We start from the raw sequence: 19,520 nt of genomic DNA, 5'->3' as shown, positions 1-19,520 counted from the left end.
TACCCTTGTTACGTCAATTCCTGTCTTAAAATAAGAAAACTTATTTAGAAGCAAGTGAACCGAAACGTTTTTTGAACTTATCAATACGACCGCCAGTATCAACAACACGTTGAGTACCTGTGTAGAATGGGTGACAAGCGCCACAGATATCTAGTGTGATATCTTTACAAATTGTTGAGCCAACTGTTACTACGTTGCCACATGAACAAGTTGCTGTAATTTCTTTGTATTCTGGGTGAATTGCATTTTGCATGTTAGAAAACCTCTATTGGTCCGTGTCGCTGCTCAGCTTGATGAATTATTTCAATCAACAGAGTACCACACGTATTTATCATTAAAAATTAAGGCGCAAATTATAAACAAGCCAATCAATAAATACAATCAATAAATATAATCAATATAACAATCCGTTAGTCGCTCACGACTGTAAATCCCATACGCGTCAATATTTACTGAGTTACAAGTTTAAAAATAATTCACCACAAAGACACGAAAGAAAAAAACATTAAAAAGTTAATAATAATATATTCTTCATATTCTCTGTGTAGCGTAGCGACTTTGTAGTGATATTTTTGGAACTCTCTACTTTCCTTATTCCCCTTTTATCTGCTGTAATGCTTCCTCTAACAACGCTTCTGTCTGATAAACATGGTCTGTAATACCTAATCGAGACGCGGCACTTTGATCTTTTTCAATCACACAATAATTATAAATAACTCTATATATTTCAGAAAGATTATCAATCACTTGCATGCTATTACAATTTTTATTCATGTTGTTATTAATGTAACGATAGAAATTTTCAATCGCATCCCCCGTGTGTAAAGAGAAACTAGGCGAGCCTTTTAACTTACAAGTGACAGGGCAAAATGCTCCGACCTCATTACTAAACCAGATATCATTCCACCAACCAATAGGTTTGCCTTTTAAATTTTGATTGCTACCGACAAAAGGTAAGAAAAAATAAATATTAGCCGTCGCATTTTTAATGGAAGAAAAAGAGGACATCAAAGCGGCTGCTCTCAATGTACTCTCATGCTCAATATAATGCTCATATTGCTGAACACCCTCTGTAAATGCTTTTAACAGTTGAAAGTGAACGTACGCTACTTTATCTGGATAAATAGCGTTGCACTTCACAATCGGTTTTAAATCTCCCACAATAACCTGCTCAAAGTGGTTACGTTTTAAATTATTTTGATAACGCGCCAGTAAAATTTCCTCCAAATTATCTGAATCAATGTTACTCGCTAATGTATTTTTTGTTTCATGATAGATAAATTTATCGGCAAACTGATGTTTAGTTAAATTATTGGTTTGCAATAAAATATAACCGCTCTCTATCTCTGCCGTAAACAGGACATATAAACCACGTTGGTGACTCAGCGAGACTAAGCGCCCTTCACTGTGCATACCTAAATATTCACGCTGTAATATTTTTTGCTCATTTATACGACTAAAATTAGACAAAATAAGAGCCAATTTATTGAGGTAAAAATAATACAAACGCGCTGACAAACCACTCTCTTTAATGGCATTTTTTATCTCTTTTTTAGCCATCAACGACGCGAGTACTATTTTTAATGCATCAGTACTTTTAAAATCCGGTAGCGTAAAAACAGCACCACAATGTGTGCATTTTTTACGTTGCGTTCCTGCTGAAGTAAATCCATGTAATTTTGAGGGTGGTGTTGCGGTTATAAAAAAAGTGGGACTACATTTTTTACAACCCACTATTTTTTGGCCAAAATTCAATTGCAATTTTTCAGCTAACACTTTCTTTACTAACTCATTATTTATCCAAGGAGGATTGCTACCACAGAGTGTACACTCTGTAGACAAGTAACCTAAACGCTCACTCTTTTTAATGTATGTATCACTTTCACTCACCCCAAAGTTTTCACAAATCACTGTTTTGCAACAATTAAAGTCTTTTGTAAATATTAACATTTATAAATCTCGATTAACTAACAACACATTTTGTAAGTACGCTGTAATTAATCATAGTAAATAATTATCTATCGATCCATATCACTTTTTCTTTTTATTCAATAAATAAACTGTGCATCACTGACAAGAAGCAGTAGATAGCGTTGGAAAATAGCAACGGGAGATGGCTACCCTAAACGAAACCTATCATGAGCAGTTATGTTGATACAGACGTACTGCATCGTTTATTAAAAAATAAAATAGCGACAAATAAAAAGATAAATGTCATCTCTTTATTGAGGCGACATTTTTTTATCAACTACTGTCTATTCATTACTGCCATTAACCTATTAGGAATAAAAAATGAATTTTTTAACTAAACTTTCCCTGCGCAAAAAACTATTAACCGCGATGTTAATGGCCACCATTATCCCTGCAAGTATTGTCGGTTTTGTTGGAAATGCGAAAAACAAACAGCTACTCACACAACGTCTAGAGCAATCTGATCTCCCCAATTTATTGCAACGTGTACGTAATGCGGTTGATGGTGAAATTTCAGAGATGAAAGTACTCAGCAAATCAATCGCTACCAATCCTTTTTTACACAAATGGCTAGCGTCTGGCATGCCCAGTGAAGATGAACCACAAGTTATCCAGATGCTGGCACAAATTAGTAAAGATAATCAATTTAGTAACAGCTCTTTTGCCGACAGAGAAAGTGCAAAATTTTGGAATCAAGATGGTTTTTTACGCACTTTAAAAGATGATAATGTAGATGGCTAGTTTTTTGCTCTAAAGCGAAGTGGCAAAGAAGAATCAGCGAGCACTTATACCTATGAAAATGGGGATGTGGATATTTTTGTCAACTACCAACAACTCAATGGCCGTGGCATGTCAGGTGTATCAAAATCATTTAATGACATGGTTAACTACCTCAATAGCTTTAAAATTGAAAAAACAGGGTTTGTTTACCTTGTTGATGAAACGGGATTAATTAAGGTACACCACGATAGAAGCAAGAGTGAAAACAACACTCTTGAACAACTTTATCAAATTAACGCACAAACATTATTATCACAAAAAGGCTTTGCTTTTCAAAATACAGAAACGTTGATTATCGCCAGTAGTTATATTCCAAGTCTCGGTTGGTATGTGATTGCAGAAGTGCCTAAAGCGGAGCTTTATGCCACACTCAATGAATCACAAAATCATATGATTTTGTGGTTAATCATTACCGTCATTATTTTTGTATTTATCAGTGTCTTGCTGGCTAAAAACTTAATTAAGCCAATTAATGATCTTGCACAACTGTTTAAAGAGTTAGGTGAGGGAGATGGCGATTTAAGCTATCGTTTACCCGTTAATGGCGCATTAGAGGTAAACAATTTAGGCCAAGGGTTTAATAGTTTTATCAGCAAAATTCACACCGTTGTCAGTGATGTAGCAAAAACGTCCATTGAGGTGCGAGAAGCTTCAACCACTATTTCACAAGATGCCAATGAATCTAAAATCACCGCGCAAGACCAGCGTGATGTCGCGACACAAGTTGCGACCGCCATTAATGAGATGGGATCAACCATTGCTGAAATTGCCAGCAACGCAGCCCATGCAGCACAAGTCACCAATCAATCTAGCGCGCAAGCTGAACAAGCACAACTTATTGTAAAAGAGTCCACACAAAGTATTCTTGATATGGCTGAAAATATGGGCGAAGTGTCAAACAACATCAGTTCTCTCGCGGAAAAAAGTAATGCGATAAGCAGTGTCATTGATGTGATCCGAAGTATTTCAGATCAAACCAACCTTTTAGCGCTCAATGCAGCCATAGAAGCAGCCCGAGCAGGAGAGCAGGGACGAGGGTTTGCTGTAGTAGCAGATGAAGTACGTAGTTTAGCGAAGCGTACCAGTGAATCAACCGATGAGATAAATCAGATGATCACTCTTTTACAGAATGAATCTCAACTTGCGGTTGAAAGTGTACTCAATACTCAAAAAAGTGCTGAGGGAGGGGTATTATCAGCACAAAAAACAGATCAAGCACTCAGTGAAATAGTGACCAATATTCAGCAGATATCTGATCTTAATACCCAAGTAGCCACCGCAACCGAAGAGCAATCTGTGGTGATTAACGAGATAAATACCCATGTACACGCTATTAGTGATAGTAGCGACAGCAGTGCCAATAGCGCAGTTAATATCGCAACATCAAGTGAATCACTCAGTCTCATGGCAAAAGATCTCGATAAGTTAGTAAAGTCTTTTAAACTTTAATAAATTAGGGGAGAAGTCCCCCCTAATAACCACACATTTTGTTAACCAAGAAGAAATTGTTACAAAGAAGTTTACTTCCCTCGATCTAGCTCACAATTTCTGCAGCAATAACTACCTAAAATCATTGCATCTAAAAAACAAACAAATAAATAAAAGCAGATGAAGGAAAGCAAAGATTTATCGTACAACAAATTTTATGGTATTACTTACCGGTATAATTGTTGAACTCGCTTTTACTTTTTAAAGCGTCTACAGCCCGTACCACAAGTGTTCCAATAAATTGTAGATATTTTTTATGTGTAGCTTGATGGTGTCATTTATCAGCAATACTTTAGTGGATATTTTTAACAAAAGTACTAACGTTTAATATCAACTAAAAATAACAAACAAAGAAAAAAAGGCGAAGAACATGCAAAGCAAATTAGATCAATTACGTAACATCACCACCGTTGTTGCAGACACAGGTGATATTGAAGCAATTAAATTGTATCAACCACAAGACGCAACCACCAACCCATCGCTCATCTTAAAAGCGGCACAAATTAGTGCGTATGCACCACTGATTGAAGACGCCATTCGTTATGCAAAAGCACAGAGTAATAACATCGACCAGCAGGTTGATGATAGTTGCGATATGTTAGCAGTAAACATTGGTAAAGAGATTTTAAACATCGTACCGGGTCGCATCTCAACAGAGGTTGATGCAAAACTCTCTTACGATACACAAGCGAGCCTAACCAAAGCACGCAAGTTAATAAAATTGTATAACGATGCAGGCATTAAAAACGAGCGTATCTTAATTAAATTAGCGTCTACATGGCAAGGTATTCGCGCAGCAGAAATTTTAGAGAAAGAGGGAATCAACTGTAATTTAACACTACTGTTTTCTTTTGCTCAAGCACAAGCTTGTGCTGAAGCGGGTGTTTTCCTTATCTCACCTTTTGTGGGTCGCATTATGGACTGGCATAAGAAAAATGAAGGTAAAGATTTTACCCCAGAAAATGATCCAGGCGTAAAATCTGTTGCTTCTATCTATAACTACTACAAAACACACGATTACAAAACAGTTGTGATGGGTGCAAGTTTTAGAAATATAGGTGAAATTTTACAATTAGCAGGTTGTGACCGCCTAACAATTAGCCCGCAACTTTTACAGGAACTTAGTGAAACAGAAGGGGAAGTTATCACCCAGCTAACCGACACAACAGAGACCAATGAAAGACCAAAAGCCTTAACAGAAGCACAATTTTTGTGGGCACATCACCAAGATGCGATGGCAGTTGAAAAACTAGCAGAAGGCATTCGTAACTTTGCAATTGATCAAAACACCTTAGAAGAGATGATTAAAAGTCGTCTTTAAATAATTTTTAAAATATTTTAATTAACACAACTATTAACTAAAACGGAGAGTTAAAATGCATATTGTCATGGGCATAGTGGGGATTATTTCCCTTATATTAATCGCGATTATTTTTTCCAATAACCGCAAAGCGATCAACTTACGAACGGTGGGTGGCGCATTTGCCATTCAAGCTGTCATTGCAGCCCTTGTTATCTTAACCCCATTTGGAGCATCGGTGTTACAAGCAGTTTCTGCTGGCGTTCAAGCGGTAATGGATAGCGCGAATGATGGTATTGCCTTCCTCTTTGGCGGTTTAGTGTCAGGAAAAATGTTTGAAGTATTTGGCGGGGGCGGTTTTGTTTTTGCCTTTAAAGTACTGCCAGTGATCATCTTCTTTGCGGCCTTTATGGGTGTGCTTTACCACGTCGGTATTATGCAATTCGTTATCAAAGTATTTGGTGGTGGACTGCAAAAATTACTAGGTACTAGTCGTACAGAGTCAATGTCAGCAGCCGCCAATGTTTTTGTTGGTCAAACAGAAGCGCCATTACTGGTAAAACCTTACATTAAAAACATGAGCCAATCTGAGCTGTTTGCGGTGATGTGTGGTGGTTTAGCCTCGGTTGCAGGTGCAGTATTAGTAGGTTACGCGTCACTCGGTGTTAGCCTTGATTACCTTATTGCAGCGTCATTTATGGCTGCACCAGGGGGTCTATTAATGGCAAAACTATTACACCCAGAAACAGAAGAGGTCAATAACGATATTATTGATGAAACAGGTGATGATGCAGAAGAAAAACCGGTCAACATCGTAGATGCAGCAGCATCAGGTGCATCATCAGGCCTACAACTAGCACTGAATGTAGGTGCGATGTTAATTGCATTTATCGCGCTAATTTCATTAGTAAATATCATTTTAGGCGCATTTGGTGGTCTGTTTGGTTTAGAGGCACTTTCTCTACAACTCATCCTTGGTTACCTGTTTGCACCGATCGCATTCTTAATCGGTATTCCATGGTCAGAAGCAACACAAGTGGGTAGCTTATTAGGTCAGAAACTAGTGGTTAATGAGTTTGTTGCTTACATCGATTTTGTAGGCATGAAAGATTCATTAAGCGAACATTCACAAGTGATCGTCACCGTGGCACTGTGTGGTTTTGCAAACTTATCTTCAATGGCTATTTTGTTAGGTGGTTTGGGTGTACTTGCGCCATCACGTCGCGCAGATATCGCACGTTTGGGTATAAAAGCAGTACTTGCAGGTACTCTTTCTAACTTTATGAGCGCAACACTGGTCGGTATTTTCTATGCTATCAGCGTAATGTAATAACAAGATTAAAAGCCACCACGCTAAGTGGTGGCTACTTCTTAATGAATAAAAATATAACAAATATAATAAGTACAACAACAGGGCCAACATAATGAATGAACTACAACTTGTATCAAAAGAAGCACTTTCACTAATGGATTTAACCACATTAAATGATAACGATACGGACGCAAAAGTTATTCAGTTATGCACGGACGCACAAACTAAAGCAGGCGATACAGCAGCTGTTTGTATCTACCCACGTTTTATCCCTATTGCACGTAAAACATTAGCGTTACAAAATAGTGCAACCATTAAAATTGCCACGGTCACTAATTTCCCACACGGCAATGACGACCTTGACATCGCCTTTGCAGAAACACGCGCAGCGGTCGCTTACGGTGCAGATGAAGTAGACGTGGTTTTCCCCTATAAAGCACTTATTGCAGGTAACAGCGATATTGGTGCACAAATGATCGCGGGTTGTCGCGCAATTTGTGGCGTAAACGTGTGTTTAAAAGTCATTATCGAATCGGGTGAATTAAAAACCGAAGCACTGATCAAACAAGCCAGTGACATCTGCATCGCAGCAGGCGCTGACTTTATCAAAACATCAACAGGTAAAGTACCCGTTAACGCAACACTTGAAGCAACAAAAGTAATGCTTGAATCAATCAAAGCCTCGGGCAAAGACGTTGGTTTTAAAGCGGCGGGTGGCGTTAAAGATGCACAAACAGCGGGTCAGTACATGCAACTTGCTCGTGACATCATGGGTGAGCATTGGGTAAGCACAAATCATTTCCGATTTGGCGCCTCAAGCCTGCTAGTAAGCCTATTAAATGAGCTAAATCTAACAGATACAACTACTTCTCAAGCAACAAACAAAGGATCTTACTAATGAAACGCACCCTTATTTTACTACTTGACTCCTTTGGTATTGGCGCGACAAAAGATGCGCATACTTTTAAAGGCACACATCCCGATGGTACTGAATTTAACGACGTCGGAGCCAATACGCTAGGTCATATCGCTAAAGCCTGTTTTGAAGGCAAAGCGGAAAATGGACGCACAGGCCCACTTAACATCCCTAACCTTAATAAATTAGGTTTTGGTCAAGCCTGTTTTGAAAGCTCGGGTTTATACCCGGCAGGATCAGATAAAAGCATAATACCAACAGGTGCTTACGGTTACGCTAAAGAGTTATCAACAGGTAAAGACACTTCAAGCGGTCACTGGGAGATAACAGGTGTTCCGGTTTTATTTGATTGGGGATACTTCTCAGACAAAAAAAACAGCTTTCCGCAATCGCTACTTGATGAGCTCGTAAAACGTGCAGACTTACCGGGTTATCTGGGTAACTGCCACTCTTCGGGTACGGTGATCCTTGAAGAGTTAGGTGAAGAACACCTTAAAACAGGTAAACCTATCTTTTATACTTCAGCAGACAGCGTTTTCCAAATCGCTTGTCATGAGGAAAGTTTTGGCCTGGAACGTTTATACAAACTGTGTGAATTAGCACGTGAATTGGTTGATGAATACAATATTGGCCGTGTGATTGCACGTCCTTTCCTAGGCACTGAATCAAGTAACTTTGCTCGCTCAGTGAATCGTCATGATTACTCAGTGTTGCCACCCGCACCCACGTTACTCGATAAAATGAAAGCAAGTGGTGGCCAAGTGGTGAGTGTCGGTAAAATCTCCGATATTTTTGCCGAGCAAGGCATTACTAAAGCCACCAAAGCGTACGGTGTAGATGGTTTATTTGATGCTAGCTTAGCAGAATTTAAAGCAGCCAAAGAGAACAGCATTATTTTTACTAACTTTGTAAATTTTGATGCTGACTTTGGCCATCGCCGCGATATCTCTGGTTACGCAGCCGCACTTGAATACTTCGATAAGCGCTTACCTGAAATTTTGACACTGCTTGGTGAAGATGATCTGCTGGTATTAACTGCCGATCACGGTTGCGATCCAACTTGGCCGGGCAGCGATCATACTCGTGAGCATATCCCGGTTATCTTTTATGGCAACAAAGTCAAAGCAGGTTCAATTGGCCTTCGTGATACCTTTGCTGATATCGGGCAATCGATTGCTGATTTCCATTCATTACCTGAATTAGATTACGGCACCAGCATTTTTAAATAATTAACGAAACAAAATTAACGCAAAGGCGTCATTCCTTTGCGTTAACTTTATTCAACCTAAAAACAAAAATTTGATTAACTTTTATACTATTTTTTGGAGATTAATATTATGACCACACCTCATATCAACGCAGTCGATGGCGCATTTGCAGAAACCGTTTTAATGCCGGGCGACCCACTACGCGCAAAATATATTGCAGATACCTTTCTTGACGATGCAGTGCAAGTGACTGACGTACGTAACATGTTCGGTTATACAGGCACTTACAAAGGAAAAAAAGTATCTGTAATGGGTCACGGCATGGGGATTCCCTCTTGCTCTATTTACGCACACGAACTCATTACTGAATACGGTGTTAAAAACATTATCCGTGTGGGAAGTTGTGGCGCAGTGAGCTTAGACGTGAAAGTACTCGATGTGATCATCGCTATGGGCGCATCAACAGATTCAAAATGTAATCGTATTCGTTTTGGTGGCCACGATTATGCGGCCATTGCAGATTATGGACTACTTGAAAAAACAGTTAACGCAGCCCGTGCGCGTAAAATTGATGTCAAAGTGGGTAACATTTTTTCTGCAGATACTTTCTACACATCAGAGCCAGCGGTTTTTGATCTGTTAGAAAAATACGACATCTTAGGTGTTGAAATGGAAGCGGCGGGCATCTATGCCGTCGCAGTAGAAAATGGCGCAAAAGCAATGTGTATCTTAACCGTCTCTGATCACATCAGAACCGGTGAGAAAACCACGTCAGATGAGCGCCAAACTAGCTTTAACGATATGATTTTAATCGCACTTGATGCTGCGATTGCTGAGTAACAACGAATACCAACGGCTGTTATTTAATGGCGTTGGTATAACTAAGGATCGGCTTCAGAATTACTTGCGCTTTTGTTTTCAAAATAACCAGTCGTTTCAGGCTTTTTGAAAAAAATTTAGGATCGGCTTCAAAATTACTTACGCTTTTTTTTCAAAATAACCAGTCATTTCAGGCTTTTTGAAAACAATCTAGCGTAAGTTATTGTGTAACGATTCCTTAGCGCAAGTTATTGTGTAACGACTCCTAAAAGCAATAAGATGCAGCGGTCATGTTGACCTAAATGCACATTCAAAAAAACCATGGAAAACAAGGAAGAAAGACAATGAAAAAAACAATTATTGCAGCTAGCTTACTAGCACTTGGATCAACATCCGCTTTTGCAGCAGATTACTCTGACGGCGACCTAAGTAAAAATGACTACAAATGGATGCAAGCAAACCTAATGTATTCAGTTGGTGAATTACCTTCGAATACGGGTGGATCTGACCACGATTACCTAGAGCTTGAATTTGGTGGTCGTGCAGGGATCTTAGATTATTACGGTTATGTTGATGTATTTAACCTAGCGAATAGTGATGATTCGGATAAAGCAAACTCATCGAAAATGTTTGCAAAACTAGCACCACGTATCTCACTGGATGGACTATTTCAAACAGATCTTTCAATGGGACCAATTCAAGAACTATACCTTGCATCCGTTTACAACGTCAGTGGTGCCAATGACGTAGACAACTTTTCTATTGGTTTAGGCTCTGATGTAATGGTGCCTTGGTTAGGTAAAATTGGTTTAAATGCGTATGCTTATTATGATCTTAACCAGAAAGATTGGAATGGTTACCAAATTTCAACTAACTGGTTTAAACCTTTCTTCTTCTTTGAAGGTGGTTCATTTATCTCATACCAAGGTTACATCGATTACCAATTTGGCATGAATGATGATGCAGTTAACAATGCTAGCCACGGTGGAGCAATGTTTAATGGTATCTACTGGCACTCTGATGACTTCGCATTGGGTTACGGCTTAAAAGCGTATAACAACATTTACGGAATCGACGATGGTGTTGCTAATTGGGGTGGTGCAAACAATGTTGAATCAACAGGGATTTCTCATTACTTTTCAGCAACGTACAAGTTCTAGAAAACCAAGCCCTCTCTCCTAAAGAGGGCTTTATTTTTGCGGGCTAGTACTGATACCGCAATTTCCACAAATACTCATTCGCAGATGGTTAGCGCACTGAGTGGCCCCACTGATTTTGTAGAAAAAAGTAAAATCTACTCGCCAAAAACTAATATTATTCGCCCCGTTTATGCAACACAAAATGGCTTTGTCTGTGCAATGGATACCAAAGCAATAGGCATGGCGGTGGTAAAAATGGGTGGCGGATACATGAGTATCAATTATGCAGTGGGTTTCAATGACTTTGTCTCATTAGGTAAAAATGTAGATATTAATAAACCCCTTGCGATGATACACGCTCAAAATGAGTTGCAGTGGTTAGAAAGTGAAAAAATCATTCAGCAAGCAATTAGCTATACTGAGTGTAAACCTAAAGCTGAAACACAGATTTATCAACATATCCGATCGGATTAAACAAAACTAACAGGGAATAATAAGGAAATTAACATGGAATTAAACTGGATTGAATGGTACGGCTATCTTGCCTCATTTGTGGTATTTATCTCACTAACAATGAGCTCAATCATAAAATTAAGAGTATTCATTTTTTTGGTTGTTTACTGTTTGCACATTATGGCTACTTTACTGGGTTGCTGCCTGTTACCGTCGCCAACCTCAGTATTGCACTGATTAATATCTATTACTTGTACCAAATATACAAAACTAAAGAACAATTTAAACTGATCAACGCCGAGGTAGATTCAGCCTATTATCAACACTTTATTTCTGTCAACCAATCAGAGATAAGCAAACAAGTCAGCCCACAGGAGTTAACCGAGGTAAATACCTCATTTTATATGTTACGTGATGACAACATCGCAGGCATTTTAGCGGGTTTCAAAGAGACTGATGGTACTTTCACCATCTTAGTTGACTTTGTTCCTGCAAAATATCGAGACTATAAATTGGGGGCTTATTATTATAATGATCATCCTGAATTTTTAAAAGAGAAAGGCATCAGCACATTAAAAACTTACGCAACCGATAAAGACCACTGTTTTTACTTAGAGAAGATGGGTTTTATACGCGAAGATATCAATGGCGGACAAACCTACAAAAAAATATTATAAGGAGTTTTAGATGAACTATTTTAACCAGCTACAAACGTTACTCGACGCTTCCTGCGCGCCCTACTCGGGCTTTAATGTCGCCTCTATTGTGGTATTAAAAGATGGACGACACTTTAAAGGGGTCAATGTAGAATCAGCGGCTTATCCGACCACCAACTGTGCAGAGCGTAATGCAATTCAGACAGCAGTCACCGAAGGCGCTAAAATTGGCGACCTACAAGAAGTACACATTTTAGCGCGCAATGCAGCTAAAGAGTTAGTACAAGCTTACCCTTGTGGCTCATGCCGACAGGTAATTGCTGAGCAAGCGTTGAATGATACCGTTATCTACTGTTACGCCTCAGAAGATAAAATAGATAAGCACACCATTGCAGAATTACTGCCCTTCGGTTTCTTAGGCGCAGAGCTTTAAAAATAAAGTCGGGTCAGATCAAACTTAATTTTAAGTAAATTAAGTTTGATCTGACCCGACTTTATTTACGCTTAAACAATAACCCCCACATTTTGTAAGTGACACTAATAACTTAGCAATAAACCCTACTGAGTCGATCAAGATCTCATTTTCTCCTCTGTTGAATAAATACACTACTTACATCAATTAAAAACAATACATTACTAGGAGAGTTCAATGACTACTCGTCAAATGCAAGCTAACGCTATTCGTGCTTTAAGCATGGATGCTATTCAGAAATCAAATTCAGGCCACCCCGGTGCGCCAATGGGCATGGCTGACATCGCACAGGTATTGTGGTGTGATTTTTTACAACACAACCCCAACAACCCAGATTGGATCAACCGCGACCGCTTTGTATTGTCTAACGGTCACGGCTCCATGCTTATCTATTCACTATTACATCTAACGGGTTATGGTCTTTCCATTAACGATATTAAATCATTCCGTCAGCTACATTCAAAAACGCCCGGTCATCCAGAGTATGGTTATACCGCAGGTGTTGAAACCACCACAGGGCCACTTGGACAAGGTCTTGCTAATGCAGTAGGCATGGCAATCGCAGAAAACGGGTTAGCAGCACAGTTTAATAAACCAGATCATCACATTGTTGACCATTTTACCTACACATTTTTAGGCGATGGTTGTTTAATGGAAGGTATCTCACACGAAGCCTGCTCACTGGCTGGCACACTCGGTTTAGGTAAGTTAATCGCTTTTTGGGATAATAACGGTATCTCTATTGATGGTGACGTTGAAGGTTGGTTTACTGACGATACCCCTGCACGTTTTACAGCTTACGGCTGGCATGTGATTGAAGTAGATGGCCACAACCCAGAGCAGATAAAAGCAGCGATTCTAGATGCACAAGCTGAAACAACTAAACCCACCATGATCTGTTGTAAAACCATTATCGGTTTTGGTTCACCGAATAAACAAGGTACGCATGATTGCCATGGCGCACCACTTGGTGACGATGAAATCATCAAAACACGCGCAGCGTTAGGCTGGCATTATGAGAGCTTTGAGATCCCTGAAGACATTTACGCATTATGGGATGCCACACAAAAAGGCCAACGAGCTGAGCAAAGTTGGAACGAAAAATTTAGCGCTTATGAAAGTGCTTACCCTGAACTGGCGGCAGAATATAAACGCCGTATGACCAACCAACTGCCTGCGGTGTGGGAAGAAAAATCAAATACTTATATCGAGAAATTACAAGCCAATTCTGCTCACATAGCAACGCGTAAAGCATCACAAAATTGTATTGAAGAGTTCGCTAAAATATTACCAGAGATGCTCGGTGGATCAGCCGATTTAGCACCCTCAAACTTAACCATGTGGTCAGGTACAAAAGCTATCTCACGCGAAGATGCTTCTGGCAATTACTTACATTATGGTGTGCGTGAATTTGCCATGACAGCAATCATCAATGGTATCTCACTACACAAGGGTTTTGTCCCTTATGGTGCGACCTTCTTGATGTTTATGGAATATTCACGTAACGCACTGCGCATGTCTGCACTAATGAAAATTCGTGCTATTCAAGTGTTTACCCATGACTCCATCGGCCTTGGTGAAGATGGCCCCACTCATCAGCCTGTTGAGCAGATTGCAAGTTTACGTTTAACACCTAATATGAATACTTGGCGACCGTGTGATAGCGTCGAATCTGCTGTTGCATGGAAGAGTGCCATTGAACGTTTAGATGGCCCAAGTTCACTGATATTCAGTCGTCAAAATCTACAGCCTCAACCGCGTAATGCTGGTACATTAGCCAACGTGAGTAAAGGTGGATATGTATTACTGGATTCAGAAAATGCACCAGAAATCATCTTAATTGCAACGGGATCAGAAGTACAACTTGCTGTAGAAGCATATCAACAATTAACAGCAGCAGGTAAAGCAGTACGTGTTGTTTCTATGCCATGTACGGATCAGTTTGATAAACAGAGCCGTGAATATCAAGATTCAGTATTACCACCAGCAATCAGTAAACGTATCGCCATTGAAGCGGGCATTGCCGATTATTGGTACAAATATGTAGGGCTTAACGGCAAAGTGATTGGTATGACCAGCTTTGGTGAGTCTGCACCAGCAGATCAACTGTTTAAAATGTTTGGTTTTACTGTCGAAAATATTGTTACTAACGCAAATAACTTATAAAAGAAGGAATTTAAAATGTCAGATGTATTTCACTTAGGATTAACCAAAAAAATGCTAGACGGTGCAACAGTTGCGATTGTTCCCGGCGATCCAGATCGTGTAAAACGTATTGCAGAGTTGATGGAAAATGCAACATTTCTTGCTAGCCACCGCGAATATACCAGCTACTTAGCTTACATTGATGGCAAAGCTGTGGTGGTTTGTTCAACGGGTATCGGCGGTCCATCAACCTCCATTGCGGTTGAAGAGTTAGCACAATTAGGTGTGCGCACTTTCCTACGCATCGGCACAACAGGTGCTATTCAAGCGCATGTTAATCCGGGCGATATTATTGTCACCCAAGCAGCGGTTCGCCTTGATGGTGCAAGTCTGCATTTTGCGCCGATGGAGTTTCCCGCGGTGGCTAACTTTGAAGCCACCTGCGCAATGGTTGAAGCATGCCGTGACTTAGGTGTTGAACCGCATATCGGTATTACCGCTTCATCTGATACCTTCTACCCAGGTCAAGAGCGTTACGATACCGTTTCTGCCCGCGTAACACGTCGCTTTAAAGGTTCAATGCAAGAGTGGCAAGATCTCGGCGTATTAAACTATGAAATGGAATCTTCAACACTCTTCACTATGTGTGCAACACAAGGTTGGCGCGCAGCGTGTGTTGCAGGTGTGATTGTTAATCGAACGCAACAAGAGATCCCCGATGAAGCAACCATGAAAAAGACCGAAGTCAGTGCCATTGCGATTGTAGTAGCAGCGGCTAAAAAACTGTTGTAATAACAAGCAATAAAAAAGGGATAACAGCAAAATTAATTTTGCCCTTATCCCTTGTTCATTTTGAAGTGAAAAATCAGATACTTATCTTGGCTAGCACTGCCCATTACGGCAACGTTTACATTGAACGCCCTATTCGAGCTATCAATTTAGCAAAGGAAAAAACCAATCACTGTTACTTTTGAGAGCCTATTTAAACGCCCTCATATTGATGTTTAAAGGTTAAAATTTACCGTTTAAGCCGACCCATAATAAACGCCCAGTAGATTCAGTTTCTTTATCCCCGTTACTTTTAAGCTTAACTCTTTCCACATTGGTCAAATTGTTGCCAGATGCATAAACAGACCAGTATTGACCTATCGGCTGGGTAATTTTAAAATCCAAGTAAGCTTCAGATTCTTGCCCGTTATTTACCTCATTAACTTCAATGTCAGAAATATAATTAAGCGCCAATGAAGCACGGGTATATGCTGTTGGGTGCAACCAATCAACAATGACGTTACCGATAAAGTTCGGTTGTGACTTAAAGGGTGTTGTACTTCCATCTTCATTTTCCAGTTTAGAGCGAATGAAACTCTGATTCGCTGTGATGGTAAATTGATCAATAATAGTGATATTTAAAGATCTTAATGCCCAACGTTGTTCAAGCTCTATGCCTTTAAGGTAACCATCACCCACATTTTGAACTTGATAAACAGGTTTATCATTGATGCTATCACCCGTTGCTCTTGACTCAATCACATCGCTAATATCACGATAAAATAGGTTTATACCTAAAAATAGTGGGTCTGTGACAAAATTAACCCCCAAGTCAAACGCATTTGCTTTCGCTGTTTTTAAGTCTGGATTACCAATGGTCACCTCTCCTTTTTCTTCATTCTCAAAAGGGGTTATCTCATCAAACTTAGGTCTGTTTAACACTTGTGAAGCAGAAGCGTAGAATGCAGTACTATTGTTAATCTTATAGTTTGCCGAGAGAGATGGTAGGATATCAGTTTGTGAGCTACCACCCTGTTTATCTTGTGTATCAAAAGAGACTAACTTAACGTGTTCAACACGTGCACCCACTTGTAAGCTGAACGCATCAGTGAGATACATCTTGTTTTGTAAGAAAAATGCTGAGTAATCCTCTTCGATACGATAATTATCTTTAGCATTACCTGCTTTAAATTCACCATTGCTATATTTGTCTTTATTACGATGACGCTCGCGTTGACGAATACTAATCCCAGTTTTAAAATCGTTTTTAAAACCACTATGCCAACGATGACTTAGCTTGATATCCCCTTGCCAAAATGCATCTTCTTTATCTTCAATCTCTTTTTCTGATTTGTTTTTTCCTTTTTGTTTGTTTTTATCTTTCTCTTCAGTGGTTCTGTAATAACCTAATTTGCTGTCGATTTGTGTTAACTCATTAAATATATGAATATTTCCAATCGATAATCCCACCGTTTCCTTGGTTTTATCCTCATATTCAGACTCTGTACTTTTAACACTCAGACCCTCTTTATCAAATTTGTTAATTAACTTTGTTTTTTGTTCATTATCTTTAATATAAAGTGGTTTTATATGAATTGCACTGTCGCCATCACCATAAAAGTAAGCGAGATCCCAAATTGCAGTGAGGTTTTCAATGGACTTTTCTTCCGTTTCAGACTTCAACGCTAAACCATCTTCATTATATTTATTTTTTGATTTTATTAATGGTGTTTCAATAAGGCTAAATGTACCTTGTAAACCGAATTGTTCATTGATTCGATTGCCGTATGTCAGGCTTAATTGTTTGCCTTCCGCGTCGAGATTATTTTGACCACCAGCGCTAACACTCATTTCAAACTGCTGCTGTAAAGGAATATCGCGTAACTCAATTTGTATTCGTCCCGCTAAACCATCGGCTTCATATTCAGCGCTACTATTACGGATAAGTTTGATCTCTTTCACCATTGAAGCGGGGATCCTATTAATATTCAGTTCGCGTTTTTCGCCACCATCGGGTAATTGAATACCATCCAATTCAACTCTAGAAAACTCTTTATCTAAACCACGTATGCGCACATCTTTATTCTCACCAGGAGCGCCACCAGTATAAACACCAGGTAGTCGTTTAACGATGTCAGTAATTAATTGTCCTCCAGCTTGATCTTCAAACGTATCTCTGTCGACTGTAACCACTGGGGTTATATCTGTAAGTCGATGTTTCTCTGGCGTAGCTACGCCATAAATAACCATAGATGGTGTTTCATTTGCAGTTTCTGCAAAAACAAAAGATGGCGCAATAAAAGAGATTGCCAGTGTAGATAGCAATACTGGAGTGTTAATTGTATTCATTATTCTTCCTTGTTTAACAAGCACCTAAAGACAGATATGTACTCAGCAACCTTAACTGCCGATAAATCATTGAAAACTGTGGTTCACGGTACTCGCATGTATTTTGTAATTTTTATAAAAATGAGTAGATAGGTTTTATCATACGCGCGGATGATAACCACTCGCAACCACTATTGCAAATGACAAGCGTTCGTATTATCATTTGTTTTATAAATGCCATATTAACTATGAAATTCATCAAAAAATCATCAGCACGGGAATTTACTATTATCTTTAATCGAACATCCGCTGACCATTGGTCCACGCTTTTACAGGAAATGTTACTGATCATGTTAAAGCACCCCTGGTTACTGTCTGCCGCCATATTACCCAATATCATTACTCCAGCGATTGAACCCGTTAAAGCATGGGTGGTAAAAGAGGTGCTCAATGAAATTTCGCAAGGAGAAAGGTTATTTAATATTGCCGAATTATTAAGTTACGCACCTCTCGCTATCTCCATATTTGTGGGCTTGGGTTTATTACAATTATCAGAAAAAATAACCAATCGCATGCTTGATGACCGCTTATACATCGATTTACAGCGAGTTTGGTTTGACCAACGGGGTACTGGATGTGTGGGAGAACAAGTTGCTCGATCGATGAATGATTGTGAAAGTGCGCGTAAAATATTAGACCTTTTTCAAAAAGAGCTCTGGAGTGTCCTTATTGGCTTACCAGCCGTTATTATATGGCAACTATCACTCGCACCAGAATTATTACCCGCCTTATTACTTGCCAGTATTTTACCTTTTATCAGCGCATTAATGTTTGGAAAATGGATCCAAAAATACAGCCATAGAGTACTAAAAACGGTTGCAGAAGTGGGCTCAGCCGTTGCCAAAGGAGAGAAAGAAAAGCTCTACCAAAAACAGGAAGTATTTTACAAAAACAGAATAAAATTCGAACTGTGGAAACAAGCCAGTGAAATTACAGCCGACTTTGCTTACTGGGTAAGTTTGGTATTGATTTTATTGCTAACAGCAAGTGGTCTACTGCCCATTCTTCCTGAGCAGGTTACTGCCGCGCAAATAGGTGTTTTTTTGGTAAATTTAAAATTGATTAATAAACCCTTATCGCAAGTGACTAAAGTTTATAACAAAGTAAGAGAAGGCTGGCCGGCAGTACGAAGAACATTAAGACCACATGAGGAATATGTTGAAAATGTCTAATCAACGAACTATGTGTACCTGTCACAATATAGCAAGAGAACGCTTTCAATCGGCTTGTGAACAAGGTGCGCAATCTGTGAAAAGCTGTTTTAAACAGATGGGTTGCATGCCCAAATGTAGCGATTGTATCCCGATGGTCAGAGCAGTACTTGCTCAGGCTAAAAAAACATCATAAAAACCAACTATCAAGGACTAACATGAAAGTATCATTTAAAGTAAAACTGGCACATATATTAGAGAATGGCGACAGCATTCAATTTGAATGTTTTATGGAAGCTGACAATCATAACGTAGCTTATGAAGCTGCGAAATTGCAGTTTTTACAAGCAATAAAAGGGTTATCTACAGAGACTTGTATTGAAATAGATAAATCAAAAATTGCAGCGGGTGCTTATTAAACGCTTGAAAAATACACGTCTCTAACCCATTTAGCAGGGGCGGATTACGCTTTGTATGAATTTTATCCAAAAAGTACTTCAGCCCTAAAATCCTGATCCCAACAAGCTCGTTGCATCTTACCTGCAACACTATCT

The 19,520-nt window shown here is 39.3% G+C and carries 19 protein-coding genes; 16 read left to right on the top strand and 3 right to left on the bottom strand.

All coding sequences use genetic code 11. The features are described 5' to 3' along the window. Positions 1–40 precede the first annotated feature (40 nt). Together rpmE and G322_RS0109840 are read right to left on the bottom strand one after the other, a co-directional pair. Positions 41–253 (bottom strand): 50S ribosomal protein L31, encoded by a 213-nt coding sequence (gene rpmE / locus G322_RS0109845; protein ID WP_022941626.1) that lies wholly within the window; start codon positions 251–253, stop codon positions 41–43. Positions 254–591: 338 nt separating this feature from the next. After that, positions 592–1,950 (bottom strand): hypothetical protein, encoded by a 1,359-nt coding sequence (locus G322_RS0109840; protein ID WP_022941625.1) that lies wholly within the window; start codon positions 1,948–1,950, stop codon positions 592–594. A 342-nt stretch (positions 1,951–2,292) separates the two neighbouring features. Between G322_RS0109840 and G322_RS24205 the strand changes: the two genes are divergently transcribed. The 13 genes from G322_RS24205 to udp all read left to right on the top strand — a co-directional run bounded on the left by G322_RS24205 (position 2,293) and on the right by udp (position 15,451). Next, entirely contained in the window at positions 2,293–2,712 is a 420-nt protein-coding gene (locus G322_RS24205; RefSeq protein WP_245542305.1) for a hypothetical protein, read from the top strand. Between the two features lie 66 nt (positions 2,713–2,778). Continuing rightward, entirely contained in the window at positions 2,779–4,200 is a 1,422-nt protein-coding gene (locus G322_RS21760) for a methyl-accepting chemotaxis protein (RefSeq protein WP_245542304.1), read from the top strand. 409 nt (positions 4,201–4,609) lie between these two features. Then, entirely contained in the window at positions 4,610–5,560 is a 951-nt protein-coding gene (gene tal / locus G322_RS0109830; protein ID WP_022941624.1) for a transaldolase, read from the top strand. Positions 5,561–5,615: 55 nt separating this feature from the next. Further along, positions 5,616–6,869, top strand: coding sequence for a NupC/NupG family nucleoside CNT transporter (locus tag G322_RS0109825; RefSeq protein ID WP_022941623.1), 1,254 nt, complete (start codon positions 5,616–5,618; stop codon positions 6,867–6,869). A gap of 94 nt (positions 6,870–6,963) precedes the next feature. Then, on the top strand, positions 6,964–7,749 hold the full coding sequence (deoC, locus tag G322_RS0109820; protein WP_022941622.1) for a deoxyribose-phosphate aldolase: 786 nt from the start codon (positions 6,964–6,966) through the stop codon (positions 7,747–7,749). Further along, the gene (locus tag G322_RS0109815) at positions 7,749–8,996 is read left to right on the top strand and encodes a phosphopentomutase (protein ID WP_022941621.1); all 1,248 of its coding nucleotides are present in this window, start codon (positions 7,749–7,751) and stop codon (positions 8,994–8,996) included. The genes deoC and G322_RS0109815 overlap by 1 nt, the downstream gene beginning before the upstream one ends. A gap of 108 nt (positions 8,997–9,104) precedes the next feature. After that, entirely contained in the window at positions 9,105–9,815 is a 711-nt protein-coding gene (deoD, locus tag G322_RS0109810; protein WP_022941620.1) for a purine-nucleoside phosphorylase, read from the top strand. A 323-nt stretch (positions 9,816–10,138) separates the two neighbouring features. Then, positions 10,139–10,954 (top strand): nucleoside-specific channel-forming Tsx family protein, encoded by an 816-nt coding sequence (locus tag G322_RS0109805; RefSeq protein ID WP_022941619.1) that lies wholly within the window; start codon positions 10,139–10,141, stop codon positions 10,952–10,954. Positions 10,955–10,990: 36 nt separating this feature from the next. After that, positions 10,991–11,407 carry a thymidine phosphorylase gene (locus tag G322_RS0109800; protein ID WP_022941618.1) on the top strand — a complete coding sequence of 139 codons (417 nt, stop codon included), beginning with the start codon at positions 10,991–10,993 and terminating at the stop codon, positions 11,405–11,407. A gap of 53 nt (positions 11,408–11,460) precedes the next feature. Continuing rightward, positions 11,461–12,063 carry a hypothetical protein gene (locus G322_RS21755; RefSeq protein WP_245542303.1) on the top strand — a complete coding sequence of 201 codons (603 nt, stop codon included), beginning with the start codon at positions 11,461–11,463 and terminating at the stop codon, positions 12,061–12,063. A gap of 10 nt (positions 12,064–12,073) precedes the next feature. After that, the gene (cdd, locus tag G322_RS0109790; RefSeq protein WP_022941617.1) at positions 12,074–12,475 is read left to right on the top strand and encodes a cytidine deaminase; all 402 of its coding nucleotides are present in this window, start codon (positions 12,074–12,076) and stop codon (positions 12,473–12,475) included. A 216-nt stretch (positions 12,476–12,691) separates the two neighbouring features. Further along, positions 12,692–14,680 carry a transketolase gene (tkt, locus tag G322_RS0109785; RefSeq protein ID WP_022941616.1) on the top strand — a complete coding sequence of 663 codons (1,989 nt, stop codon included), beginning with the start codon at positions 12,692–12,694 and terminating at the stop codon, positions 14,678–14,680. Between the two features lie 15 nt (positions 14,681–14,695). After that, a complete protein-coding gene (gene udp, locus G322_RS0109780) occupies positions 14,696–15,451 on the top strand; it encodes a uridine phosphorylase (RefSeq protein WP_022941615.1) in 756 nt (251 codons plus the stop codon). Between the two features lie 219 nt (positions 15,452–15,670). On the opposite strand, the gene G322_RS0109775 is transcribed toward udp, so the two are convergent. Further along, positions 15,671–17,776: a TonB-dependent receptor gene (locus G322_RS0109775; RefSeq protein WP_022941614.1), complete on the bottom strand. Its 2,106-nt coding sequence runs from the start codon at positions 17,774–17,776 to the stop codon at positions 15,671–15,673. Between the two features lie 329 nt (positions 17,777–18,105). Here G322_RS0109775 and G322_RS0109770 point away from each other — a divergent pair, with 329 nt between their 5' ends. Genes G322_RS0109770 through G322_RS0109765 form a run of 3 tightly spaced genes read left to right on the top strand, consistent with a single transcriptional unit; the run spans position 18,106 to position 19,385 of the window. Continuing rightward, positions 18,106–18,987, top strand: a complete 882-nt coding sequence (locus tag G322_RS0109770; protein WP_156873946.1) for a 6TM ABC transporter family protein — start codon at positions 18,106–18,108, stop codon at positions 18,985–18,987. Beyond that, complete coding sequence (locus tag G322_RS23350) at positions 18,980–19,162, top strand: (2Fe-2S)-binding protein (RefSeq protein WP_169337472.1); 183 nt, start codon at positions 18,980–18,982, stop codon at positions 19,160–19,162. Before G322_RS0109770 ends, G322_RS23350 begins: the two co-directional genes overlap by 8 nt. Before the next feature lie 22 nt (positions 19,163–19,184). Further along, a complete protein-coding gene (locus G322_RS0109765) occupies positions 19,185–19,385 on the top strand; it encodes a hypothetical protein (RefSeq protein ID WP_022941612.1) in 201 nt (66 codons plus the stop codon). Positions 19,386–19,520: the final 135 nt, after the last annotated feature.

This window comes from Psychromonas hadalis ATCC BAA-638, assembly GCF_000420245.1.
Lineage (GTDB): Bacteria > Pseudomonadota > Gammaproteobacteria > Enterobacterales > Psychromonadaceae > Psychromonas > Psychromonas hadalis.
Note: the sequence above shows the minus strand (reverse complement) of the source record. Positions and strands in the feature narration are given on the sequence as shown.